We start from the raw sequence: 24563 nt of genomic DNA, 5'->3' as shown, positions 1-24563 counted from the left end.
TCACAAACGTTCCCGATAATCCGCTCACGAAAACGTTTTCAGCCAGAGCGGAAACCCATGATCCCGACGATCAAAGATGTCGCCGCCCACGCGGGCTTCTCCATCGCCACGGTGTCGCGCGCGATCAACGCGCCGCACACCGTGAACCCCGTCACGCTCGACAAGGTGCGTCAATCGATCGACGCCCTGAACTTCCGCCCCAGCCCGCTCGGCCGCCAGTTGCGCGGCGAGCGCACGCGCCTGATCGGCGTGATCCTGCCGACGCTCGCCAATCCGGTATTCGCCGAATGTCTGCAAGGCATCGACGAACTCGCCGCGGCCCAGGGTTACCGCCTCATGCTGATGACCACCCAATACGACGCCGACCGCGAACGCCACGCGATCGAAACCTTGCGCGAACATCGCGTGGAAGGGTTGATCCTGACGGTCGCCGATGCCGACACGCATCCGTTACTCGACGAACTCGATCAGGCCGGCCTGCTCTACGTGCTAATGCATAACGACACCGTGCGGCGTCCCTCGGTCTCGGTCGACAACCGTCTCGCGGCCTACGACGGTGTGCGCATGCTGATCGCCCACGGCCACCGCCGCATCCTGATGCTTGCCGGTACGCTGGCCGCTTCGGATCGCGCGCGTCAACGCCATCTCGGCTACAGCCAGGCGATGCAGCAAGCGGGCCTCACGCCGGCCCCCGCGCTCGAAGTCGATTTCAACGCGGACGAACTGTCGCCCTCCGTTCTCGCCCATCTGACGAGCGGACCGAACCGTCCGACCGCCCTCTTCTGCAGCAACGATCTGCTGGCGATGGTGGTGATGCGCGGCCTGCGCCGCGCGCGTCTGCAGATTCCACACGACATGTCGATTCTCGGCTTCGACGGCCTCGCGATGGGCGATCTGCTGTCGCCGCCGCTTGCCAGTATTTGCGCGCCGAATCGCGAGATCGGTTGCGCGGCCTGGCAACAGTTGCTGGCGCGTGTCGCCGGCAACTACGAGGCCTGCGGTGAAACACCGCTCGCACTCACGCTGCCGCACAGTCTGCGCGAAGGCGCGACCATCGCGGCGATTTCGAATCGCAACGACACGTCGCCGGCTCGTGCATCGACCGCTGCCTAGCAAACCCAAAGCACCCGAACCACCCGCACTCTTCTTCTCCGGGAGACCCGCAGTGATCCGCTCATCTTCACGTTTCGTTTCGTCGCTCCATCTGCTGCGACGCCGTTTTGCACACGCAGTCACAACCGCTTTGTCGGCCGGCATGATCGTCACTGCCGCGCTCGCCTCGGTGGCGCCGCAAACGGCCCACGCCGACGAAACCGCCATCTGCTACAACTGCCCGCCCGAATGGGCCGACTGGGCCAGCCAGATCAAGGCGATCCAGCAAAAGACCGGCATTCGCGTGCCGTTCGACAACAAGAACTCCGGTCAATCGATCGCGCAACTGATGGCCGAGCAGAAGAGCCCGGTCGCCGACGTGGTGTATCTCGGCGTGTCGTCGGCCTTCCAGGCCAAAGACAAAGGCGTGATCCAGCCGTACAAGCCCGCGCATTGGGACGACATCCCCGCCAATATGAAGGACCCGCAAGGCTACTGGTTCTCGATCCACTCGGGCACGCTGGGCTTTTTCGTCAACAAGGACGCGCTCGAAGGCAAGCCGGTGCCGCGTTCGTGGGCCGACCTGCTCAAGCCCGAATACAAAGGCATGATCGGCTACCTCGATCCGTCGAGTGCGTTCGTCGGCTATGCGGGCGCCGTGGCGGTGAATCAGGCGCTCGGCGGCACGCTCGACAACTTCGAGCCGGGCCTCGACTGGTTCCGCAAGCTGAAGGCCAATGCGCCGATCGTGCCGAAGCAGACCGCCTACGCGCGCGTGATGTCCGGCGAAATTCCGATCCTGCTCGACTACGACTTCGACGCCTACCGCGCGAAGTACAAGGATCATGCGAACGTCGAATTCGTGATTCCGAAAGAAGGCACGATCTCGGTGCCGTACGTGATGAGTCTCGTGAAGGGCGCGCCGCATGAAGCAAACGGCAAGAAGGTGCTCGACTTCGTGCTCTCCGACGAAGGCCAGAAACTATGGGCCGAAGCCTACCTGCGTCCGGTGCGCGCCAATGCGCTGACCCCGGACCTCGCCGCGAAATTCCTGCCGGCCAGCGACTATGCACGCGCCAGGCCAGTGGACTTCGGCAAGATGGCCGAAAAGCAGTCGAGCTTCGGCGAGCGTTATCTTCAGGTGATGCATTGAACGACATCACGTTCCCGCTGCGCTGGCGCATCGCGTTGATCGCGCCGGCGCTGGCGGTGTTCATTGCATTCTGGCTGCTGCCGATGGGCGCGCTCGCGCAGTTGAGCGGCGACGGCCACGCCTTCGCCACGTATCGTGCGATGCTGACGAATCCGCGCTACATGTCGAGCCTCGGCGCGACCGTGCTGCTTTCCGCAGCGGTCACGGCGGCGACGCTGGTGCTCTCGGTGATCGCGGGGCTGCTGCTCGCGCGCCGCGAGTTTCCGCTCAAGCGCACGCTACTCGCACTGCTGACTTTTCCGCTGGCGTTTCCCGGCGTAGTGGTCGGCTTCATGGTCATCATGCTCGCGGGACGCCAGGGGTTGATCGGCGCGCTCTCCTTGAAGCTCACGGGAGACCGCTGGGTCTTCGCGTATTCGATGAGCGGGCTCTTTATCGGCTACCTGTACTTCTCGATTCCGCGCGTGATCGTCACCGTGATGGCCTCGGCCACCAAGCTCGATGCATCGCTCGAAGAAGCCGCGCGTTCGCTCGGCGCGTCGCCGTGGCGCATCACACGCGACATCGTGTTGCCCGCGCTCTCGCCGGGACTGATCGCGGCGGGCGCCGTGTGCTTCGCCACCTCGATGGGCGCGTTCGGCACGGCCTTCACGCTCGCCACCGACATCGACGTGCTGCCGATGACCATCTACACCGAGTTCACCCTCAACGCCAACATGGTGACGGCCGCGGGCCTCTCGATCGTGCTCGGCATCGTCACGTGGGCGGTGCTCGCGTTCGCGCGCAGCGTGAGCGGTTCCGCGGTGGCGGCCAGCGCATGAGCGGCGTGTCCAAACCCGGGGCTGCGCACCAACCGGACCCTTCGACTTCGATGCATTCCCTTTCCGGTCCTCTAACAACGACGCTGAAATCGCGCACGCGGCTGCGTCTGCCGACTTCGAGAAGCTGGCTCGCGGCGGGCCAGTGGCTCGTCACGCTGCTGCTGTGCGCGTTCCTGATCGTGCCGGTCGTCATGTCGATCATGGCCGGGCTGACGGTCAACTATTTCAAAGGCATTTCCAGCGGACTGACCCTGCGTTGGCTCGGCGAAGTGTGGACGCAATATCACAGCTCGGTGTTCCTCTCACTCGAAGTGGCCGCGGCAACCGTGTTTATCACGCTACTCACCGGCGTGCCCGCCGGCTACGTGCTGGCGCGCAGCAAGACGCGGCTGTCGCGCGTCATCGAAGAATTCCTCGTGTTGCCGATCGCGCTGCCCGGCCTTGCGTCGGCGCTCGCGTTGCTGGTGGTGTATGGCGGCTTCACGATGTTTCGCATGAGCGCGGCCTTCATCGTGGTCGGCCACGTGGTGTTCACGCTGCCCTTCATGGTGCGCGCGGTCGCCGCGGTGTGCGCGAGCAGCGATCTGCGCACGCTCGAAGAAGGCGCGGCGAGTCTGGGCGCGAGCTTCATGCAACGCTTCGTGACGATCGTGCTGCCCAACGCGCGGCCCGGCATCGTCGCCGGCGCCCTCGCCGTGCTCACGCTTTCGATCGGCGAATTCAATCTCACGTGGATGCTGCACACGCCCGACACCAAGACACTGCCGGTCGGTCTCGCCGATACCTATGCGTCCTTGCGTATCGAGATCGGCAGCGCCTACACGATTCTCTTTTTCATCATGACGATGCCTTTGCTCGTCGCGATGCAATGGCTCGGCGTCGATGCGACCGGCCAGCGCAGCGCGGCGAAGAAACGCAACGCCGTCTTATCGTCGACGTCCGCCCCCACGCCATGAAACTCGCCTCCGTTCCCATCACGCTGACGCAATGCGCGAAAACGTTTCGCGGCACGCGCGTGCTCGAACCGCTCGATCTACAGATCGGCGCCGGTGAAACGCTGGTGCTGCTCGGGCCGTCCGGCTGCGGCAAGACCACCACGTTGCGCATGATCGCGGGGCTAGAAACGCCCGACGCGGGCGGCCGCATCGCGTTCGGCGACGAAGACGTCACCGCGCTGCCGATCGAAAAACGCCAGGTCGGCATGGTGTTCCAGAGCTATGCGCTGTTTCCGAACCTGACCGTGCGCGGCAACATCGGCTACGGGCTGAAGATCAGACGCACGCCGGCGGCAACCGCTCGCCAGCGCGTCGACGAACTGCTCGCGATGATGCGGCTTGGCGCGCACGCCGATAAGCCGATCGATCAACTCTCGGGCGGTCAGCGCCAACGCGTGGCGCTGGCTCGCGCACTGGCCGTGCAACCCCGCGTGCTGCTGCTCGACGAACCGCTCACCGCGCTCGACGCACGGTTGCGCGACACCTTGCGCAGCGAGATGAACACGTTGTTGCGCGAGCTGGGTATCACTACCGTCTACGTAACGCACGATCAGGCCGAAGCGATGGAACTGGGTGACCGGATCGTCGTCATGAGCGCCGGGCGCATCGAACAGATCGGCTCGCCGCGCGACATCTATTACCGCCCCGCTAACCGGAGCGTCGCGCAGTTCGTCGGCACCATCAACCGGCTTGCGGGTGAAACACGCGACGGCATGTTGAGAACCACGGGCGGTGCTGTGCCGTTGCCGTCTTCGGGTGCCTTGCATGCCGGCGGCGCTCGCGAAATTTTCTTCCGGCCGGAAGACGCCTACCTCGCCGATCCGTCCAGTGCGCATTTGCGCGGCCACGTGGAAAGCACGGCGTTTCTCGGCGAGCGCACACGGTTGACGATCGGCGGCGCAGCACCGGACGCCTTGCTGATCGACGTCGCGGGCCGGGTCGAACTGGCGCGCGGGACGCCGGTCGGCATCTCGATCGCGCAGGACGCGCTGATTGCGCTATCGTAATGAAGGCGCGCCGTGGTTTGGCGCGCACAGAACAAGGATCTCCCCATGTTGCTAGCTCAAATCAGCGATCTGCATATCAAGCGGCCCGGTGCGCTGGCGTATCGCCGCGTCGACACCGGCGCCTATCTGGCACGCTGCATCGCCGCGCTCAATGCGCTGAACCCGCGACCGGACGCCGTGATCATGACCGGCGACCTGGTCGATCAGGGCGACCCCGAACAATACGAGCACCTTAAAACTCTGCTCGCGCCGCTGGACATCCCCTACTTCCTGCTAGTCGGCAATCACGATGATCGCGCCGCCTTGCGCGCGGCGTTTGCCGATCGCGCGGAATTGCAGAGCGGCGGTGACTTCGTGCACTACGCTGTCGATGTCGGCCCGCTACGCATCGTCGCGCTGGATTCGATGGTGCCGGGTCAAAGCGCGGGCACGCTGTGCGACGCGCGGCTCGACTGGCTCGCGGCACAACTCGACGCGGCACGAGGCAAACCGACCGTGGTGGCGCTGCATCATCCGCCGTTCCTCTGCGGAATCGGGCATATGGATGAGCTGCGGCTCGATCCCGCCGCCGCCGGCAAACTCGCGGCATTGATCGCGCGTCATCCGAATGTGGAGCGGGTGATCTGCGGCCACGTGCATCGGCCGATGTTCGTGCGCTTCGGCGGCACGATCGCTTGCGCGGTGCCGGCACCGGCGCATCAGGTCGCGCTCGATCTGCGCGAGGACGCGCCCTCCGCCTTCATGATGGAACCGCCGGCGTACGCACTGCATTACTACGATCCGGCGACGGGCATCGTCACGCATCACGCGTATGTCGAAGCCGCCGATGGACCGTATCCGTTCTACGAGCCCGCAGGCGCGTTGATCGATTGAGGCGACCCGCTCACGCGTTGACGAACGTGTCGCGCACGCGCCGGGACGAGCGGAAGTACGGGATGCCGAGCCCGGCGGCCGCGAGCGACTGAAGCAGGCCATCGGCGGGTATCGCGATGTCGATGCCGATGGCATTGCTCATATAAACGCCGAACAGATACGCGCCGGTGCGCATCACGACGATCGCGAACAGCCACGTTCGCACCTGCTGCGTGAAGCGCGCCGAGTGGCGGAACACGAGCAGCGCCAGCCAACCCGCACCGGCCACGATAAACGTACCGATGAGCACGTCGAGGCCGACCAGCGCCATCACGGTGCGATACCAGCCGTGCGTGCCGGGGCGGGCAAACACCGCCCACAGTTCCCACTCGAGGGTGAGCTCGAGCGGATCACGCAGTGCGGTCGCCGTGGTAAGCGCCCAGGCGGTGAAACCGATCAAGGCGATGAGCAGCCAGCCGCCGATGGCTTTCGGCCGCAATCCGTCGACCATGTCCGTTCACCGGTTGATAAACGTCGCCTTGACCCGGCGCGAACGGTAGAAGTACGGAATCCAGATCACGACCCATACGATGGACCATACGAGTAGCACCATCGAGCCGGTTCTTTCGTTTGAATCGGCGCATTGCGTGTCCGACCAACTGGCGAATACAACGAAGGCGTCGAACGCCAATTGCAGCCACAGCGAAAATCGCATCCATTTCGGAAAGCGCAGGCTGCGGCCATGACAAAGCCAAAGCACCCAGGCCATGAACGTCAGATGCAAGGCAACGATTGCAAAGTGGAGTACCGTGGACAGCGTGTCGTGGAGGTCGATGCACCCTTGCGCAGCGGGAACGTCCGTGCCGGGGACATGCCAGAACAGGTCAGCCAGCCTCAACCCTATCGAAGCCAGTAGCCCCAGCAGCGGGATCAGCAACCAGCCACCGATTCCTTGCGGCGCGTTCATTTTTTTCGTGTCGTTCACATCGTGTCCTGTGTGGAGTTGGATAGGAGCCCTTTAGACGGGCCACGCGATTCTATGAACTGCGCCCAAATCCCCGTCTCACAATCCAGACAAGTTTTCACGATTACCCAACGCGCTACCGTGGCCACGCTGACTGTCCAGTCGCGAGCCTCGTCTGCCGACACGCATTCGCGACCCTCAGCACGAAGCGCCTGGCTCCGGTATGATCGGCACGCTTGAGGACCGCGCATGGGCCGGTCCGTCGACGGTCCCCTCTCATGTCCACTTCCAACCCATCCACACCCGCGTCCACCGACCGGTCGTTGCGCGGCCTGCTGTTTCTGCTCGCCACCATTGCCGGCGTGTCGGTCGCCAACATCTATTACAACCAGCCGCTACTCGACAACTTCCGCCAGTCGTTTCCGGCCAGCGAGGCATGGGTCGGCGCGGTGCCGGCCGTCACGCAACTCGGCTACGCGGCCGGCATGCTGTTGCTGGCGCCGCTCGGCGACCGCTTCGACCGGCGTCGTCTGATCCTGTTGCAGATCGTCGGCATGTGCGTCGCGCTGATCGTGGCCGCGACCGCGCCTAGCCTCGTCGTTCTGATCGTCGCGAGTCTCGCGATCGGCGTGCTCGCCACCATCGCGCAACAGGCGGTGCCGTTCGCCGCCGAACTCGCGCCGCCGTCCGAGCGCGGCCACGCAGTCGGCATGGTGATGAGCGGTCTGTTGCTGGGGATTTTGCTGGCGCGAACCGCAGCGGGCGTGGTCGCCGAATATTTCGGCTGGCGCGCGGTATTCGGCGCATCCGTCGTGGCCTTGCTGATCCTGGCCGTGGTCATCATCATGCGCTTGCCGAAGAGCCAGCCGACCTCGACGCTGCCCTACGGCAAGTTGCTGGTGTCGATGTGGCACCTGGTGGTCGAGCATCGCGCGCTGCGCGAGGCATCGCTCACCGGCGCGGCCATGTTCGGCGCGTTCAGTATTTTCTGGTCGGTGCTGGCGTTGCTGCTGGCAGGCGCGCCGTTCCATCTCGGGCCGCAGGCGGCGGGACTATTCGGCATCGTCGGCGCGGCAGGCGCGATGGCCGCACCGCTCGCCGGCAAGTTTTCCGATCGACGCGGACCGCGCTCGATCATCACCGTCTCGATCGTGCTGGTGGCGATTTCGTTTGTCGTGTTCGGCGTGTCGGCGACGAGCATCGCCGGGCTGGTGGTCGGCGTGATCATTCTCGATGTCGGCGTGCAGGCCGCGCAGATTTCGAATCAGTCGCGCATTTACGCACTCAAGCCGGATGCGCGCAGCCGCGTGAACACGGTTTATATGGTGGCGTATTTCATTGGCGGAGCCATCGGCTCAGGAGTCGGCGCGGTGGTCTGGCCGCTTTTCGGGTGGCTCGGTGTGAGCGTGGCGGGTGTACTGTTCGCGGGACTCGCAGCGTGGAATCATCTGCGCCTGAACCCGCCCGCTCACTCCTGAGCGACGCTACTGACAGCGCGAAGCGACTCGTCTAATGACGGCTTCGCGCGTCGGCATACTCATGCAGCGCGTCGATCACGCGATCGAACTCGAACGACTTGTCGTAGAAATGGCGTACGCCATATTGCTCGCAACGCTCCCGGTATGCCGGCAATGCGTGGTTGGTGAGCACGGCGGCAAACACCGAGTCGACCAGTCCCTCGCGCTGTAAATACGCCAGCACCGGCACGCCGGAACCCTGCTTCAGTTGCAGATCCACGATCACCGCATCGAACGTCTCGTCATCCAGCAGCGCGATCGCCTGATCGGCGGAATCCGCGTAGGCGGCGACGCGCAGCAGGCCGGAGGCGTCGATCGCCTCCACCAGGCTGCGGCGGATCAGCGGCGAATCCTCGATCAGCAGCACGCGCAATGGCGCGCGGCTGGCTGACTCGGTGACGCTGTTCGGTTCGCTGTTCATCGGGATATCTCGACCGTCCATTATTCGATCAAACCGTTTTTGATCGCGTAATAAGTCAGATCGGCATTGTTTGCCAACCGCATTTTCTCCAGCACGCGAGCCCGGTAAGTGCTCACCGTCTTCACCGACAGATGCAGTTCCTCGGCGATCTCCGTGGGAATCTGCCCCGCCGCCAGCTTGCAGAAAATCTGGAATTCGCGCTCGGACAGCGCCTCGTGCGGCCGCCCGGCAGCGGGCTTGTCGAGATTGTCGGCGAGCGTGTCGGCGACCGCCTCGGACAGATACCGATGCCCGCGCGCCACCGCGCGAATCGCCCGCACGATTTCGTCGGGCTCGCAGTCCTTGTTCAGATAACCGTTCGCCCCGGCACGCAGCAGGTTGATCGCGTACTGGCTCTCCGGGTAGCCCGACAGAATCAGCACGCCTTGCTCGGGGCGTACCTGCCTGATCACCCGCAGGGTGTCGATACCGTTCTTGTCCGGCATCGCGATGTCGAGCAGCACTACGTCGAAGGCCTGCTCGCGCACGAGGCTAATGGTTTCGTCGCCGGTGGAGGCTTCCGCCGCGACGCACATATCCGGCTCGTCGGCGACGAACTGCCTGAAGCCTCCTCGTACGATCGCGTGATCGTCGGCTATCAACACTCGAATCATCGGTTCTCACGTCCGTGCAATGGATTCACTCCAAAGCAGACATTGTAATGATCCCCGACGCGCTTGCCGCCGGGGACATGAAAGTGCCGCAGGGACACCGGCGCTCACCTGCGGCAAGCGGCCAAGGCGCGCTTGCCGCAGCAGCGGCCGTGCGCGGCGCCCCTGCTTCGTCGAACCAACTGCCGTGCGGCTGCGTTATTCCCGACCTTCGAGCAAGTCGGCCATATCGTCGGCATGCTCTTCTTCAACCGCCAGGATGTCTTCGAACAGACGACGTGTAGTCACATCCTTGTCGCCGATGTAATGAATGATCTCGCGATACGTATCGATTGCGATCCGCTCGGCGATCAGGTTCTCCTTGATCATGTCGGTCAGGTTCTCGCCTTCGTTGTATTCCGAATGCGCACGCGCCTTCAGGCTGTCCGGCGCGAAATCCGGGGCACCGCCCAATTGCACGATGCGCTCGGCGAGACTGTCGGCATGGCCCTGCTCTTCCGCCGCGTGCTCGGCGAATTCCGCCGCCACCGCTTCAGAATTGATGCCCTTGGCCATGAAATGATGCCGCTTGTAGCGCAGCACGCACACGATCTCGGTGGCCAGCGCGTCGTTGAGCAGCTTCAGCACGGTCTCGCGATCCGCGCCATACGACTGCGTGACCGGCCCATCCGACATGTGCTTGCGGGCGTCGTCGCGGATCTTTTTCAGGTCCATCACGAACTTGCCGTTGGACTGCGAGGCCTGGGCTCCATTTGAATTCGCCATTGAATTTCTCCTTTATCCGGTATTGGGGGTAGTGCGCATCCCGCATGAATCGCGCCTGATGCGCCGGTAGAGGGAAAGAACGTGGCAATGCGAGCGCGTCTACGTTCGCGCGGCTACGTTCGGAAAACGCCCAGCAGCAGCGTGACCACGAATACGACGAGAAAAATGTAGAACAGAATCTTGGCAATTTCGGCCGCGCCGGCCGCGATGCCGGTAAAACCGAACACGGCGGCGATGATCGCAATGACGAAAAAGACGATGGCATAGTGAAGCATGGCAACTCTCCTTCTTGTTGGTATTGGCGGATGTCCGCTGCGCTAATCGACGATTTTCTTCGTCACGACGAAGCCGAGCACGAGGAACACCACGCACAGAATCACGAACACGACGAACAGGAACTTGGCAATCGCCGCCGCGCCCGCCGCCACGCCGGTAAAGCCAAGAAGGCCGGCGATCACTGCGATCACAGCGAAAAACAACGCCCATTTCAGCATGGTGGCTTCCTCCCGAAAGACTGTTGAACGATCAGACTCATCGTATCGACCGGACGCGGCGAGCGCATTCCGACGCCCGCCGGTTTTCGTGTGAGAATCCGCTTACATTGGATTACAGGCGCGTTACGGACGCCGCACACCGTTGCCCGCAGCGGACGTTACACTGATGCCCCACTCAGGAGCCCAACGTGCAGAACGCGCAAAACATGTCGACCGTGCAGAACCCAGGGGCCACGGCGCGGCTGAGCCACTGGATGCGCAATCGCAGTTGGGCAATCGCCATGACCGTGGCGATCGTAATCACCGTGGGCGGCCTGGTGATCCTCGAAACCGCGCGCGAGCGCATCGCCGCCGAATATGAAACCGCGCTCGAAGCACGTGACGTCACCGTGCAATTGAGTACGCTCGCGAGTCAGCTGTCGCGCCTGAGCGCCCAGCAAAGCCAGTTTCTTCTGACGAAGCAGGAGAGCTTCGCGCGCGGCTTCTGCGCCACGGCCGGGCGCATCCGGCAAAGCGAACAGCAACTCAACGGCTTCTATCGCAGCGGCAACGCGGACAGCGCCGAACTCGCAAGCTTCACGCAGATTCTCGCGCTGATCGAAGCGCGCATCGGCTCGGGCGCGGCCGCCTTGCAGCGCGCAGCGCCGAATGCGCTCGACCTCGCGGCATGCGGCGGCACGAGCGAAGCGAATCCGGCGGACGCGTCGCTGGTGGACAGCACGCTGAGCCTGCTGCGCGACAACGAGGAGCGTCGCGCACAGCATGCGCTGGCGGCGAGCCGTGCGGATCAACGCATTTCCACGTTGTGCGCGGCGGGCCTGTCGGCGCTGAACATCGTGTTGTTTATTCTGCTGTTTCGCAATCTCGGCATCCAGCTCGATCGCCAGGCGCGCGTGCAGCGTCAATTGATCACGCAGCAGGAAGAACTCGACCAGCTCGTGGGCGAGCGCACCCGTCAGCTCGAAGCGCTCGGCTGGCATCTGCAGGCCGTCAGCGAAAACGAGAAGACCCAGCTCGCGCGCGAACTGCACGACGAACTCGGCGCGATCCTCACCGCCAGCAAAATGGACGTGGCGTGGGCCAACCGCAAGCTGAAAGACAGCGACCCGGACATCTCCGAAAAACTCAGGCGTGCGCTCGCCAATCTCGACCAGGGCATCGCGTTGAAGCGCCGCATCATCGAAGATATGCGGCCTACCGTGCTGGCCAACTTCGGGCTCGTCACCGCGCTGCGCACACTCGCCGACGAAGCCGCGCAGCGCAACGGCTGGACGCTCGACCTGCACCTGCCCGCCGACGATATCCAGCTCGACGAACAGACCGAGATCGCGCTGTTCCGGGTCGCGCAGGAATCGCTCACCAACGCCGCGAAGTATGCGCGGGCCTCGAAGGTGTCGATCGCCTTGCGGGTCGGCGACGGCCAGGTGGCGCTCGATATCGCCGACAACGGCGTCGGCATCATGCCGGCCGATCTGACGCGCACGCACACGCATGGGCTGCTGGGCATGCGCCAGCGCGTCGCGGCGCACGGCGGGCGCTTCGATATCCAGCGCGGCGTGCCGAACGGCACCGACATCCATGTCGTCATGCCGAGCGTCAGCACCGCCACGCCCTCGATCGATCTGCCGCCGGCGACGCCGTCGCGTACGGCCGTGTAGCCGGGCTTCGCGCACCATCCAGGACTCACTTGTAGGAGTGCGCCGACGCAAACACCGGAGTGCGCCTACAACAAAATCGCGATGCAACTGACAGCGCCGCCCCCGCCCTTTTTTTAAGATGCAATCAGACCGGATCGACTGGTGCATGCCCCGGTCGGACGACAGCTAGCGTAGCTAGCGCGTGCCGCAAGACATGGGTCCACGACATGGGCACGTCAACCGATGCATTCTCGACAAGGAGAACTCTCATGAATCGACTGATCGCTTTGCTTCTCATTGCAGGGACGGCTGCGCTCGCCGGTTGCAACACGATGGCAGGAGCCGGCCAGGATATTTCGAAGGGCGGCAACGCCATTACGAACTCGGCGGATCAGGCCAAGTAAGCGTCGAATAGCGGTCCGCTTCAGAGAGCCCGCTGCGGGAAACCGCAGCGGGCTTTTTCATGGGCGCTGAAACGCGCTCCCCCACCGCAATGCGCAAACAAAAACGGCGACCCACTCGCGTGGACCGCCGCTCCGTCCTCCCCAGGACTGTTGCCTCAGGCATGCGCGCGTGGCGCATGCCGTTCACGTCATGCAGGCTTATTGGCCCGTCAGCGTGTTCGTCAGTTCGATGCTCGGCGTGGTCGTGTTGCCGTTCTGCGCGACCAGCAGATGGATCTGGCCCGGCACGAGCTGACTCAAGGCGCCGGCGATCGGCACCGACGTCACCAGCCAGTCCGCATTGTTCGACAGCGAGAAGGCCTGCGACTGGAAGATCGGCGTCTTGCTGCCGGCCGCCGTCGCGACCAGCACGTAGTCGCCGCCGGACACATAGATCGAATCCTGGCCGCTGGCCGGCACGGCATTCTTGAACGCGACGCCCGCCATTGTCGGCGAGGCATTGGTGATGTCGGTGTTGCCGGACTGGACCAGATACAGATCGAGGTTGGTCGCATTCGCCGACGCGTTGAAGCCGCGCAGACGGGCGCTATTGGAGAGCAGGCCCTTGTCGAACGGATCGTCGATCAGGCCGATATCCGGCGCGGTCAAACCGGGCAAGGCCAGCACCGTGTATTCGTGGCCCTTCGCGACATCGGGGAAGTTGCCGCTCGCCAGCGCGGTAGTCGTGCCGGTTGCCGAGTAAGCGACGGTCGTCGAGCCGGTGTTGATATTGGTGAGGTTCGTCACACCCTTATAGCTGATGTTGGTCTGTCCGGACGGCGCCGTGCCATTCACGAGGAAGTCGACTGCCGGACCACTCGGAATCGCATGGATGAAATGGATCTCCGGATTGGTCAGCCCGAGTTCCTTGCCTACGTCGTCGCTACCACCGCCGCACGCGCTCAGCAGAGATGCGACAGCCGCCATTGCTGCCATGGTTCGGATCATTTTCATTGTGTTCACCTTTGTTGATTTTCAGGCTCTCAGCCCGTTAATTTGTGAGTGCTTCGCCTCGAAGCTCGCGCCGTTCGACGGCACTTCGAAGCAAGGCGCCCCCTCCTATCCCTGCTGCACATCGCACCCGTTTCATGAGGGCGCGGTCCGTGTCGGTGGACGCTCGCATTGAGCAATGCGTGTGCCGCATGGCTGAATAAGGCTAAAGGTGTGTGAAGAATGTCTTACGGGGCAATGACTTGCGCCGATTTAGAATTTTTCCTCGGAGGGTTGGCATGGCGGGCGGTGTATCGTTCGTGCGCGTCCAATACTTACACGGCCCTTTGCATGTCTTACCAACACTTACTCGCCGAACTCGACCTCGGGTTTACACGGCTGCGCAACCGCGTGGTGATGGGTTCGATGCACACCGGCATGGAGGACCGTTTCTGGCATTACCCGAAGCTCGCCGCGTATTTCCGCGAGCGCGCCAAAGGCGGTGTCGGTCTGATCGTCACGGGCGGTATCTCGCCGAATCGCGAAGGATGGCTGCTGCCGTTCGGCGGCACGCTGAACTCCGTGTTCGATCTGCGCAATCATCGTTTGCTCACTGAAGCCGTGCATGCCGAGGGCGGCAAGATCGCGCTGCAGATCCTGCATGCGGGACGCTATGGATATCAACCGTTCGTGGTGTCGGCTTCCGCCTTGAAGTCGCCGATCTCGAAGTTCAAGCCGCGCGCGCTGAGCGTGGCGGGCATCGCGAAGACCGTGCGTGACTACGCGCGCTGTGCGCGCCTTGCGCAACGCGCGGGCTATGACGGCATCGAGATCATGGGCAGCGAGGGCTATCTGCTCAATCAGTTCCTCTGCCCTCGCACCAATCGACGCGACGATCAGTACGGCGGCAGCATCGGGAATCGCATGCGGCTTGCGTGCGAGATCGTCGAACGCGTGCGCGCGGTGTGCGGCGAACGCTTCATCGTGGTGTACCGGATTTCGCTGATCGATCTGGTCGAAGGCGGCAACACGTGGGAAGAGACCGTGCAGGTCGCGCAAGCGCTCGAAGCGGCCGGCGTGACGATGTTCAACACCGGCATCGGCTGGCATGAGGCGCGCGTGCCGACCATCGTCACCTCGGTGCCGCGCGCGGCGTTCGCCTCGCTGAGCGCGCGCCTGAAGGCCTCGGTCAAGGTACCGGTGATCGTCTCGAACCGCATCAACACGCCCGAGGTTGCCGAAGCACTGCTCGCGCAAGGCGCCGGCGATCTGGTTTCGATGGCGCGGCCGCTGCTCGCCGATCCTGAGTTCGTCGTGAAGACCGCCGAGGGGCGCGCGCAGGAAATCAATACCTGTATCGCATGCAACCAGGCTTGTCTTGATCACACCTTCAGGAACCAGCGCGCTAGCTGTCTCGTGAATCCACGGGCGGGCCGCGAGACTGAACTGCTCTACCGGCCCGTCCCGGGACCGCAGGCGGTGCGCTCGGTCGCGGTGGTCGGCGCCGGTCCGGCGGGCTTGTCGGCGGCGACGGTAGCGGCGTCGCGCGGGCATCGCGTGACGCTGTTCGATGCGGGTGCAAGCATCGGTGGTCAGTTCAATCTGGCGATGCGCGTGCCGGGCAAAGAAGAGTTCAGCGAGACGATCCGCTATTTCCAGAGTCAGTTGCAGCGCCACGGCGTGGACGTGCGACTCGACACGCGCGTCGATCCCGCCTTGCTGGCCTTGGGCGCCTACGACGATGTGATCGTCGCCACCGGCATCGTGCCGCGTCGTCCGGCGATTCCCGGCATCGACGGACCGAACGTGCTGTCCTATGTCGACGTGCTGCGTGGCGCACCGGTAGGCGCGCGCGTCGCCGTGATCGGCGCGGGCGGCATCGGCTTCGACGTCAGCGAGTTTTTGCTGCATCGTGCGGGCGACCCGTTGCCGATGCCGCGCGACGCATGGCTCGACGAATGGGGCGTCGATCTCGCGGTGCGGGAACGCGGCGGCCTCAAGGCACCCACGCCGGCGCAACCGCCGCGTGAAATCTGGCTGCTGCAGCGCAAGGCCGGCAAGCTCGGCATGGGCCTCGGCAAGACCTCGGGCTGGGTGCATCGCGCGACGCTCGCCAGAAACGGCGTGAAGATGCTCGGCGGTGTGTCGTATCGGGAGATCAGCGCGCGTGGCCTGAAGATCGAGCGCGATGGCGCGCAAGACTGGCTGGAAGTCGATACGATCGTCGTGTGCGCGGGGCAGGAGTCGCTGCGCGATCTGCATCCGGCCGACGGCGCGACGGCGCAAGCCGGTGGCCCCCGCTATCACGTGATTGGCGGCGCCAGGGTGGCGACCGAACTGGACGCGAAACGCGCGATCCGCGAAGGCGCGGAAGTGGCGGCGGCGTTGTGAAGCCAGTCGTCGCGCAGCGCGACTGCGGCAAGACTCCAACTGAAATTAAACGAGCGCCTTCTTGCGGTAATCGAACCAGAAAGACAGGCCGACGCTCGCCAGAATCACCACGGTCGCGATCACCGTGGAGTGCGTAACCGGCTCGCCGAGCAGCAGCGCGCCGAGCGCCACTGCGACCACCGGATTTACGTACATGCAACTGCTGGCGATGATCGGACTCGTGTGGCGGATCAGAAACCCGTACGCCACGTACGCCGCCATCGTGCCGATCAGCATCAGATAAACGAACGCCAGCACCGGCAGAAAATGCACCTCCTGCATGCGTTCGCCGGAGACACACGCGACCATCGTCGACATTGCGCCACCCAGGCCGATTTGCAGCGAGGTCGACAGAAACAGGTCCGAAGGCAGCTTGAGGCGCCCGGCCAGATGCGCGCCGCCCGCCCAGAAGAGTGCGCCGCACAGAATCGCCAGACTGCCGCCCGCCGAACCCGGCGTGCTGTCGCCATGACTCAGGATGGCAATGCCGACGAGACCCAACCCCACCGCGAACCACTCGCCGCGACCGATCTTGCGCCCCGCCACGGCCGCGATCACCGTCGCGAAGAGCGGCACGGTGGCGACCATCACGGCCGCGGTGCCGGTGCCGACGGTGCGCATGCCATAGGCCAGCATGCCGCTCGACAAGCCGACCAGCATCGTGCCGACTAAACCGGCGTTGCGAATTTCGGCGAAAGTCGGCCAGACCGGATTGCGACGCGCCGCGAAGATGAAAAGGCCAATGCCGGCGAACAGATTACGCAATCCCGAGAGCAGGAGCGGCGGGAACGAACCGAGTGCGACGTGCACGGCGAGATACGTCGAGCCCCATACGACATACACGACGGCGAGCGCGAGCGCGATCTGGCCGTTGCGCGATTGCGGCAGGCGGAACTGGAACTGACGTGGAAAGCGGTCGAAAAACCGGTTGAGAAATTGCAACGACATGCCTTCAACCCGCCCAATCCGTTCGAGGTGCTGCGCCCCCGCTGAAGACCCGGTGGCGGGATGGCGGACACCGCATCGGCGATGCGGTCTGACGGGCGAGGCTGACGGACATGATGGTGGAACTGAAGGACGATAGATGGCTACTGGGGCCACAACGCCGCGGCGCTGGAAAGGCGTGAGTCCGCGGCGAACACGCGCCAGATAGTGGGCGCGCATCGCATTATGCAGTAAGCGCCCACCGCGTCGCGTGAAAGAATCGTAACTTTTTGGCGTCCATGCAACAAAAAGCCGGGGACGTCCCCGGCTTTCTGCTTCTACCTTGCTCTACCTTGCGTTGCCGTCGGCCGGCGCGGAGGGTTCATGCGGATGGCATCGACGGCGCTGCCGGGTTAGTTGGCCATTGCGCCCGACGCTTCGTGCTTCATGCCCATCGCGTCACCGCTCTTCTTCATCTTGTCATGCTTCATCGTGTCTTTCTTCATGCTGTCTTTCTTCATGCCGTCCTTCGACATGGTGTCTTTCGACATCGCATCCTTCGACATCGTGTCTTTCGACATCGCATCGTTGGACATGGCGCCGCTGGCCTGGGCGAACGCGGCACCGCCGCTGGTCAGGAGAGCGAGTGCGAGTGCTGTGGTTGCGAGCTTTTTCATGGGATGACTCCGTTGTTGTAGATCAATCAAAGCCGGCGAAAAAACGCCGGTGTTTTTCCGAAGCTTCTGCCGCCCGGGGTCGCGCGACGGGTCTGGAACCCTGCGCCGACCCGCGCGCGTCAGGAGCCTCCGAACCAGTTGTAGCCCTGGTCGACCCAATAGCCGCCGGGGTACGTGTTAGTGACGAACATCTCGACGATGTGCTTCGGGTTCTTGTAGCCAAGCTTGGTGGGCATGCGCAGCTTCATCGGGAACCCGTATTTCGCGGGCAGCCGCTCGCCGTCGTAGGAAAACGTGAGCAGCGTCTGCGGATGCAGCGCGGTGGCCATGTCGATGCTTTCGTAGTAGTCGTCGGCACATTTGAAGCCGACGTATTTCGCGCTCGTGTCCGCCCCGATGCGCCGCAGAAAATCGCCGAACGGCGTGCCGCCCCATCGGCCGATCGCGCTCCACCCTTCCACGCAGATATGTCGCGTGATCTGCTCGGCATGCGGCAGCGCGTACAGATCCGGCAGACGCCAGGCGCGCTGACCGGTCACGAGGCCGCTGATCTTCAGCGTGTAGTCGGCGCCGTTCACCTCGGGAACGTCGTCGATGCCGTAGAACGCATTGAACGGGAACGGTCGCGTGATTTGCGCTTCGCTATAGGTCGGCGCGAGCGTTTTCGGATCGAACAGCGCGGCTTGCGCGCGGTCGTTCAGGCGGGAGACGGCCGTCAGGAACGCGTTGACCGAGGCGTTGTCGGTGAGCGAGCAGCCGGTCAGCATCGAGAGACCGCCGAGCGTCAGTAACCGTTTTCCGAACAGGCGACGCGACGGCATCGCGAGTTCGCGCCGGGCATCGATCAGGATCGATTCGCGGTCGAGCCCGGCGTGGCCTTTCTCAATGGTTGGTCTGGTTGGTTTGTTCATGATTCGGTATCCGTATCATTTTGTCAGATGGGTTCAGCGTCCGCGCAGCATGGCGAGCAGCGAGCGCGGCACGAGCGCCACCATCGCCAGATGCACCACGATGAACGCAGCCATCAGCGACATCGCGCAGAAGTGGACGATGCGGGCGTTGTCGTAGCCGCCCATCAGATCGCGCAGCAGCGGAAACTGCACCGACTTCCAGATCGCGAGGCCGGACAACACCAGAACGATCAGGTCGCACACCACGAACAGGTAAGCGAATTTCTGCACCGCGTTGTAAATGCTGAGATCGGCATGCGACAGCTTGCCGGTCAGCGCGGCGATGAAGTCGCGCAACACGGCGCGCGGCGACACGGGCAGAAATTTGCGCGAGAAACGACCGCTCGCGAGATTCAACGCGAGATACAGCAGGCCGTTGAACACCAGCAACCACATCGCCGCGAAATGCCATTGCAGCGCGCCGCCGAGCCAGCCGCCGAGCGTGATCGAAGGCGGGAAACGGAACGGTGGAAAAATCGGCGAGGCGTCGTAGATGCGCCAGCCGGACAGCATCATCAGAATGGCCGCGAGTGCGTTGAGCCAATGGGTCACGCGTACCCATACCGGATGGATCGTGCGGCTGGCTGGCCTGGCCGGTGGCGCGCTATTGCGTAATGCATGGTGTGTTGCCATGAGAATCTCCCGAGGTCTGAAATGCCGCGCTCAATGGCAGGCGGCGAGTTCGGCCACTTGCAGCACCTCGCCCGTCGTGTCGTTCTCGACGAAGGCGACCACGCCGAACCGGTCGGCCGGCGCGTTGGCGTTGTCATCCTCGAAACGAACGGCGCGGCGAATCTGCGCGTTGCCCGCGACCAGCGGCACGGGGCCGATCCACTGACGCACCACCCGTTCGTGATGCAAGGTCGCGCCACTATTTTCACCGGCACCGACCTGAGAACTCAACGAGTTTTCATAGACCGCGACATAGGCGCTCAACGAACCGGTCGTGGCCGGTGTAGCGCTGGTGAATTGCGCGGCGACGTCGAACGTCCGCGCGTCGGCGGGCGTCAAAGCCAACGCGACGTTCGCCTGCGCCGGTTCGCTGACGAGCTTGCCAATGCGGCTCTGGAAACTGTCGCGTTGCGACCAGCTACGCAACTCACGGCCCGAGACGAAAATCTCCGGCGTATAGATGGTGTGACCGCCGGCGAGATCGGTGAGCGTTTGTTGACGTTCGGTAAAGCGATGCTGCGAGAAGCGGTCGGTCCAGCCGAGGCTGTTCCAGTAGTCGACGTGCAATGCCAGGGGCACGATGCTCTGCGTCGCGCCGCTGTCTTTCCATTGGCCCAGCCACTGGTCGGCGGGCGGGCAACTGTTGCAGCCCTCGCTGCTATAGAGCTCCACCAGGGCCACGCGATGCGCCGGACTATGAACGCTGCAGGCGGCGCCCGCCGCGCTGGCGAGACCACTCGCGCCGAGCAGCACCGGGATCAGGACCCACGCGATAGCGCGGGTAAATAGCCGATGGCTTCGGCCGTTAAAAGCGATTTGCATGACGTGCTCCCATCAGGTTCTGCACGTTTGTCGAACCGCACGGTCGCTTATGACAGCCGCATCGTATTTTTTTATTCGCGGCTGCCCGCGCGTGTTTTCCCGGCACAAAAGCGCGCAAGCGGCGCATGCTAACATTCACCTTTCTATGCGTCGCTTGCAGCTTTCCTTCGACGCCCAACCACTCCCGTTCAATTCTGCTGGCGATCCCGATGCGCTTTCCGACTTTCCGTGCCCTCACCCGCTCGCGGCCCCGCCGCGCAGGCGGTTGCGCGCGCGGTGAGCCCGCGCCGCGTGCCGCCGGGGAACTGTCCCGAACGCTCCCGCTTCCCGCCGCCCGGCGTCCGAACTAACGTGGCTCGTTGTATTGCCTGAGCCGCGTCGTCCCCAAGGGGACGTTGTTCGAAGCGCCGGGCCGACCCCATCCGCAAACTGTTCCCTGATCCACAGATCGCATTGGAGTCCCCGTCGTGAAAAAGACGAAAACCTGTTACCTCACCGAACTCGACGTCGCCCGTCTCGAGAAGCATGCCGCCGCGCCCGGCGCCGACGCCCGCTTGCAGGACATGCTCGACGATGTGCTGGAACGCGCAGTGATCGTCGACGCGCGCGAAATTCCGGCCAACATCGTGACGATGAATTCGCAGGCCACGCTGGTCGACGAAGGCAGCGGCGAACAGATGACCTGGACGGTCGTCTACCCGCCTAATGCGGACTTCGCGCAAGGCCGCCTGAACGTGTTCTCGCCGGTCGGCCTCGCCTTGCTCGGCGCGAAACGCGGCGAGCGCATCCGTTTCACGCCGCCTAGCGGCACGGAGAAAGTGCTGAAGCTCGACAAGATCCTGTTTCAGCCCGAAGCCGCCGACGATTTCACGCTGTAAGCGCAGCGAGCCATAGCGCCGCAGCGTCGCCAAACCGCTGCGTTCCTGCACGGTCCGCCACACCGCTCCACCACGAATCGCGCGGGGCGGACCGCTTTAATACCCGCCATCCGACTTTTCGAGACGGTTGCCAAGCAGCCCGCGGCCGGTGTATCGTGTGCGCTGCTAACGCGGGGGTCCTGCGTCGCACGGAGGTTGGAGGTCCGTGCTGCGTGGGTGAGAAATACCCTTTGAACCTGATCTGGATAATGCCAGCGCAGGGAAGCGTACGGATTTCGCACCCAGGCTCTATCGCATCACCTCTCGCGATTTCCGACAACTTCCGTCTCGTCTCCTGCTTAGCGGCCCACCTTGCTTTGCCGGAGATAATGCATGAACGCCAATCCAAAGTTCCTTTCCGCCGACGCCCACGTCGATGAAGCCGCTGTTGCGCCGCTGCCCAATTCGCGCAAGTTCTACGTGAGCGGCTCGCGCCCCGACATCCGCGTGCCGATGCGCGAAATCTCGCAAGCCGATACGCCGGACAGCTTCGGCGGCGAGAAGAATCCGCCGGTCTACGTCTACGATACGTCGGGCCCCTACTCCGATCCGGAAGCCAAGATCGACATTCGCGCCGGTCTGCCGGCGCTGCGTCAGGCATGGATCGAAGAGCGCGGCGACACCGAAGCGCTGACGGGTCTGTCGAGCGACTTCAGCCGCGAGCGCGCCGCCGATACGGCCACCGCCGAACTGCGCTTCCAGGGCCTGCACCGCACGCCGCGCCGCGCGATCGCCGGCCAGAACGTCTCGCAGATGCACTACGCCCGCAAAGGCATCGTCACGCCGGAAATGGAGTACATCGCGATTCGCGAGAACCAGCGCCGCGCCGAGTATCTGGAGACGCTGAGGACGAGCGGCCCGAACGGCGAAAAGCTCGCCGCGATGATGGGTCGCCAGCATCCGGGTCAGGCGTTCGGCGCGAGCGCGTTTGGTCCGAACGGTCTCACGGCGATCACGCCGGAATTCGTGCGCGAGGAAATCGCGCGCGGCCGCGCGATCATCCCGAACAACATCAATCACCCGGAAAGCGAGCCGATGATCATCGGCCGCAACTTCCTCGTGAAGGTGAATGCGAACATCGGCAACTCGGCGGTGACCTCGTCGATCGGCGAGGAAGTCGACAAGATGACGTGGGCGATCCGCTGGGGCGGCGACACGGTGATGGATCTCTCCACCGGCAAGCACATTCACGAAACGCGCGAGTGGATCATCCGCAATTCGCCGGTGCCGATCGGCACGGTGCCGATTTACCAGGCGCTGGAGAAGGTCAACGGCAAGGCGGAAGACCTGACGTGGGAAATCTTCCGCGATACGCTGATCGAACAGGCCGAGCAAGGCGTCGACTACTTCACGATTCACGCGGGCGTGCGTCTGCAATACGTGCCGCTGACAGCCAAACGCATGACCGGCATCGTCTCGCGCGGCGGCTCGATCATGGCGAAGTGGTGTCTCGCTCACCACAAGGAAAGCTTCCTGTACGAGCACTTCGAAGACATCTGCGAAATCATGAAGGCTTATGACGTGGCCTTCTCGCTCGGCGACGGCCTGCGTCCCGGCTCGATCTACGATGCCAACGACGAAGCGCAACTCGGCGAACTGAAGACGCTCGGCGAGCTCACGCAGATCGCGTGGAAGCACGACGTGCAGACGATGATCGAAGGCCCCGGCCACGTGCCGATGCAGCTGATCAAGGAGAACATGGACCTGCAACTGGAATGGTGCGACGAAGCGCCTTTCTACACGCTCGGGCCGTTGACCACCGACATCGCGCCGGGCTACGACCACATCACCTCGGGCATTGGCGCGGCGATGATCGGCTGGTTCGGCACGGCGATGCTGTGCTACGTCACGCCGAAGGAACACCTCGGCTTGCCGAACAAGGACGACGTCAAGACCGGCATCATCACCTACAAGCTCGCCGCGCACGCCGCCGATCTGGCGAAGGGTCATCCGGGCGCGCAGGTGCGGGACAACGCCTTGAGCAAGGCGCGCTTCGAATTCCGCTGGGAAGATCAGTTCAACCTCGGCCTCGACCCGGACAAGGCGCGCGAATTCCACGATGAAACGCTGCCGAAGGATTCGGCCAAGGTCGCGCATTTCTGTTCGATGTGCGGCCCGCACTTCTGCTCGATGAAAATCACGCAGGACGTGCGCGAATTCGCAGCGCAACAAGGCGTCACCGACGACGAAGCGCTGAAGAAAGGCATGGAAGTGAAGTCGATCGAGTTCATGAAGAAAGGCGCGGAGATCTATCAGCGCCAGTAAAACCGGCCGGGCGGTGCGGGCGGCGTCTTACGCCATCCGATCCGCCAGCACCTCGCGTTGCAGCACGAAGCCCGCCACTGGCGGGCTTTTTTATGGGCGCGTGCCGGGCACGCTGCATGCTAAATGAAGGGAAAGCGGGAATGTTCGGTCCAGTATCCCTGGCACCATCCAATCACCATTACCGGAGTCTTCATCATGAAATCGATTCGACAAATGGCTGCCCTCGCGGCCGTCGTGGCAGTTGTTGCAAGCCTGTCCGCGTGTGGCGACATGAGCCGTCAGGGACGCGACACCGCCGTGGGTGCGGGCTTAGGCGGTGCAGCGGGCGCGGCGATCGGCGGCAATGCGCTGTCGACGGTAGGCGGTGCGGCGGCGGGTGGGATCATCGGTAATCAGGTCGGCAAATAAGCCGGGCTAAACCAGCGAACCGCGAAGCAAACCACGAGGCGCGACGGGGCCAACCGTTCAGGCGATGCAAGGCGGATGCGCGTTTGAACCCGCCTTGCAACGAGGTGAAATAAGCGGTTACGGTTTTGCAATCCTGTCGACGCCGCGGCAGCGTAAGCTCAAGGGGTGACGCCCCAATGGCGGCGTTCGATTCAAACAGGAGCGCGTCATGAAGTCCCGCGTCATCAACTCTTTGCGCGCCATCGGCCAACGACTGCCGCGCGCTTTCTCATTAGGTTCGCCCGTTTCCCGATCCGGGCTCGTGTTGAGCAGCGCGGCCTGCGTGCTCGCCTTGTCGGGCTGCTATTACCCGTACGGTTACTATCCCGGCGGCTATTACCCTTACTACGCCACGGTGCCTGCGGGCGCGACCCAGCAAGCGGTCCCGGTGGGTCCGGGACCCGCCGATCAGTACGGAGCACAGCAGGATCCACAGCAAGGTCAGGCCCAACCGCAAGCCCAGGCTCAATATCAGCAGGCGCAGCCGAACCCGCCGGCCACCTACGCCGTGGCCGCGCCGCCGGTCTATGCCGCGCCGGTTTATCCCGCCTACTATCCGCCGCCGCTCTATCCGGCCTACTACGGCTATCCAGGTTGGTATGGACCGTCTGTTTCCATCGGCTTCGGCTTCGGCGGCTATTGGGGCGGTGGCCATGGCGGCGGCGGTTGGGGTGGTGGCGGACACGGCGGCGGCGGCCACTGGCATTGAGCGCTCACC

At 63.8% G+C, this 24563-nt stretch carries 27 protein-coding genes and 1 riboswitch; of the genes, 14 read left to right on the top strand and 13 right to left on the bottom strand.

Going from position 1 to position 24563, the window contains the following annotated elements:
- The first annotated feature begins 57 nt into the window (after positions 1–57).
- From FQ705_RS26300 to FQ705_RS26275, 6 genes are read left to right on the top strand one after another with little or no spacing between them, the layout of a single operon-like run.
- Positions 58–1113, top strand: coding sequence for a LacI family DNA-binding transcriptional regulator (locus FQ705_RS26300; RefSeq protein ID WP_144146031.1), 1056 nt, complete (start codon positions 58–60; stop codon positions 1111–1113).
- Positions 1114–1165: 52 nt separating this feature from the next.
- Positions 1166–2245, top strand: a complete 1080-nt coding sequence (locus tag FQ705_RS26295) for an ABC transporter substrate-binding protein (RefSeq protein WP_144146029.1) — start codon at positions 1166–1168, stop codon at positions 2243–2245.
- Complete coding sequence (locus FQ705_RS26290) at positions 2242–3066, top strand: ABC transporter permease (protein ID WP_144146027.1); 825 nt, start codon at positions 2242–2244, stop codon at positions 3064–3066. Before FQ705_RS26295 ends, FQ705_RS26290 begins: the two co-directional genes overlap by 4 nt.
- Positions 3067–3116: 50 nt before the next feature.
- Positions 3117–4022, top strand: coding sequence for an ABC transporter permease (locus tag FQ705_RS26285; RefSeq protein ID WP_144146025.1), 906 nt, complete (start codon positions 3117–3119; stop codon positions 4020–4022).
- Positions 4019–5068 (top strand): ABC transporter ATP-binding protein, encoded by a 1050-nt coding sequence (locus FQ705_RS26280; protein ID WP_144146023.1) that lies wholly within the window; start codon positions 4019–4021, stop codon positions 5066–5068. The genes FQ705_RS26285 and FQ705_RS26280 overlap by 4 nt, the downstream gene beginning before the upstream one ends.
- A gap of 45 nt (positions 5069–5113) precedes the next feature.
- Entirely contained in the window at positions 5114–5941 is an 828-nt protein-coding gene (locus FQ705_RS26275) for a phosphodiesterase (RefSeq protein WP_144146021.1), read from the top strand.
- 10 nt (positions 5942–5951) lie between these two features.
- On the opposite strand, the gene FQ705_RS26270 is transcribed toward FQ705_RS26275, so the two are convergent.
- Together FQ705_RS26270 and FQ705_RS26265 are read right to left on the bottom strand one after the other, a co-directional pair.
- Positions 5952–6431 carry a DUF2569 domain-containing protein gene (locus FQ705_RS26270; protein ID WP_144146019.1) on the bottom strand — a complete coding sequence of 160 codons (480 nt, stop codon included), beginning with the start codon at positions 6429–6431 and terminating at the stop codon, positions 5952–5954.
- A gap of 6 nt (positions 6432–6437) precedes the next feature.
- Positions 6438–6905: a DUF2569 family protein gene (locus FQ705_RS26265; protein ID WP_144146017.1), complete on the bottom strand. Its 468-nt coding sequence runs from the start codon at positions 6903–6905 to the stop codon at positions 6438–6440.
- Between the two features lie 257 nt (positions 6906–7162).
- Here FQ705_RS26265 and FQ705_RS26260 point away from each other — a divergent pair, with 257 nt between their 5' ends.
- Positions 7163–8362: an MFS transporter gene (locus FQ705_RS26260; RefSeq protein WP_144146015.1), complete on the top strand. Its 1200-nt coding sequence runs from the start codon at positions 7163–7165 to the stop codon at positions 8360–8362.
- Positions 8363–8393: 31 nt separating this feature from the next.
- Here the strand turns inward: FQ705_RS26260 and FQ705_RS26255 are convergent, their stop codons facing one another.
- From FQ705_RS26255 to FQ705_RS26235, 5 genes are all read right to left on the bottom strand, one after another.
- Positions 8394–8822: a response regulator gene (locus tag FQ705_RS26255; RefSeq protein ID WP_144146013.1), complete on the bottom strand. Its 429-nt coding sequence runs from the start codon at positions 8820–8822 to the stop codon at positions 8394–8396.
- Positions 8823–8842: 20 nt separating this feature from the next.
- Positions 8843–9475 (bottom strand): response regulator transcription factor, encoded by a 633-nt coding sequence (locus FQ705_RS26250; protein WP_144146011.1) that lies wholly within the window; start codon positions 9473–9475, stop codon positions 8843–8845.
- 195 nt (positions 9476–9670) lie between these two features.
- On the bottom strand, positions 9671–10237 hold the full coding sequence (locus FQ705_RS26245) for a bacterioferritin (protein WP_144146009.1): 567 nt from the start codon (positions 10235–10237) through the stop codon (positions 9671–9673).
- A 113-nt stretch (positions 10238–10350) separates the two neighbouring features.
- On the bottom strand, positions 10351–10512 hold the full coding sequence (locus FQ705_RS26240) for a DUF1328 domain-containing protein (RefSeq protein ID WP_006052455.1): 162 nt from the start codon (positions 10510–10512) through the stop codon (positions 10351–10353).
- Between the two features lie 42 nt (positions 10513–10554).
- Entirely contained in the window at positions 10555–10731 is a 177-nt protein-coding gene (locus FQ705_RS26235) for a DUF1328 domain-containing protein (protein ID WP_012433645.1), read from the bottom strand.
- Positions 10732–10937: 206 nt separating this feature from the next.
- On the opposite strand from FQ705_RS26235, the gene FQ705_RS26230 reads away from it, so the two are divergent.
- Together FQ705_RS26230 and FQ705_RS26225 are read left to right on the top strand one after the other, a co-directional pair.
- A complete protein-coding gene (locus FQ705_RS26230; RefSeq protein WP_144146672.1) occupies positions 10938–12389 on the top strand; it encodes a sensor histidine kinase in 1452 nt (483 codons plus the stop codon).
- Between the two features lie 248 nt (positions 12390–12637).
- Complete coding sequence (locus tag FQ705_RS26225; protein WP_007181189.1) at positions 12638–12772, top strand: entericidin A/B family lipoprotein; 135 nt, start codon at positions 12638–12640, stop codon at positions 12770–12772.
- Between the two features lie 198 nt (positions 12773–12970).
- Here FQ705_RS26225 and FQ705_RS26220 read toward each other — a convergent pair whose 3' ends face one another.
- On the bottom strand, positions 12971–13765 hold the full coding sequence (locus tag FQ705_RS26220; protein WP_144146007.1) for a DUF4397 domain-containing protein: 795 nt from the start codon (positions 13763–13765) through the stop codon (positions 12971–12973).
- 327 nt (positions 13766–14092) lie between these two features.
- Between FQ705_RS26220 and FQ705_RS26215 the strand changes: the two genes are divergently transcribed.
- Positions 14093–16132: an NADPH-dependent 2,4-dienoyl-CoA reductase gene (locus FQ705_RS26215; RefSeq protein WP_144146005.1), complete on the top strand. Its 2040-nt coding sequence runs from the start codon at positions 14093–14095 to the stop codon at positions 16130–16132.
- Positions 16133–16177: 45 nt separating this feature from the next.
- Here the strand turns inward: FQ705_RS26215 and FQ705_RS26210 are convergent, their stop codons facing one another.
- The 5 genes from FQ705_RS26210 to FQ705_RS26190 all read right to left on the bottom strand — a co-directional run bounded on the left by FQ705_RS26210 (position 16178) and on the right by FQ705_RS26190 (position 20216).
- Positions 16178–17119, bottom strand: coding sequence for an EamA family transporter (locus FQ705_RS26210; RefSeq protein ID WP_144146003.1), 942 nt, complete (start codon positions 17117–17119; stop codon positions 16178–16180).
- 389 nt (positions 17120–17508) lie between these two features.
- Positions 17509–17772 (bottom strand): pentapeptide MXKDX repeat protein, encoded by a 264-nt coding sequence (locus FQ705_RS26205; protein ID WP_144146001.1) that lies wholly within the window; start codon positions 17770–17772, stop codon positions 17509–17511.
- A 119-nt stretch (positions 17773–17891) separates the two neighbouring features.
- Complete coding sequence (locus FQ705_RS26200) at positions 17892–18683, bottom strand: molybdopterin-dependent oxidoreductase (protein ID WP_144145999.1); 792 nt, start codon at positions 18681–18683, stop codon at positions 17892–17894.
- Positions 18684–18716: 33 nt separating this feature from the next.
- Positions 18717–19355 carry a cytochrome b/b6 domain-containing protein gene (locus tag FQ705_RS26195; protein WP_144145997.1) on the bottom strand — a complete coding sequence of 213 codons (639 nt, stop codon included), beginning with the start codon at positions 19353–19355 and terminating at the stop codon, positions 18717–18719.
- A gap of 30 nt (positions 19356–19385) precedes the next feature.
- On the bottom strand, positions 19386–20216 hold the full coding sequence (locus tag FQ705_RS26190) for a DUF1223 domain-containing protein (RefSeq protein ID WP_144145995.1): 831 nt from the start codon (positions 20214–20216) through the stop codon (positions 19386–19388).
- A gap of 467 nt (positions 20217–20683) precedes the next feature.
- Between FQ705_RS26190 and FQ705_RS26185 the strand changes: the two genes are divergently transcribed.
- The 4 genes from FQ705_RS26185 to FQ705_RS26170 all read left to right on the top strand — a co-directional run bounded on the left by FQ705_RS26185 (position 20684) and on the right by FQ705_RS26170 (position 24554).
- Positions 20684–21094, top strand: coding sequence for a GreA/GreB family elongation factor (locus FQ705_RS26185; protein ID WP_144145993.1), 411 nt, complete (start codon positions 20684–20686; stop codon positions 21092–21094).
- 162 nt (positions 21095–21256) lie between these two features.
- Positions 21257–21375: riboswitch (TPP riboswitch) on the top strand.
- Between the two features lie 91 nt (positions 21376–21466).
- Complete coding sequence (gene thiC / locus FQ705_RS26180; protein ID WP_144145991.1) at positions 21467–23398, top strand: phosphomethylpyrimidine synthase ThiC; 1932 nt, start codon at positions 21467–21469, stop codon at positions 23396–23398.
- A 195-nt stretch (positions 23399–23593) separates the two neighbouring features.
- Positions 23594–23806: a glycine zipper 2TM domain-containing protein gene (locus tag FQ705_RS26175; protein WP_144145988.1), complete on the top strand. Its 213-nt coding sequence runs from the start codon at positions 23594–23596 to the stop codon at positions 23804–23806.
- A 208-nt stretch (positions 23807–24014) separates the two neighbouring features.
- Complete coding sequence (locus FQ705_RS26170) at positions 24015–24554, top strand: hypothetical protein (protein ID WP_144145986.1); 540 nt, start codon at positions 24015–24017, stop codon at positions 24552–24554.
- Positions 24555–24563 lie beyond the last annotated feature (9 nt).

The sequence above is a fragment of the Paraburkholderia sp. BCC1884 genome, from assembly GCF_900996225.1.
Taxonomy (GTDB): domain Bacteria; phylum Pseudomonadota; class Gammaproteobacteria; order Burkholderiales; family Burkholderiaceae; genus Paraburkholderia.
The sequence above is the reverse complement of the archived record's forward strand: the minus strand, read 5'-3'. Positions and strand labels throughout refer to the sequence as shown.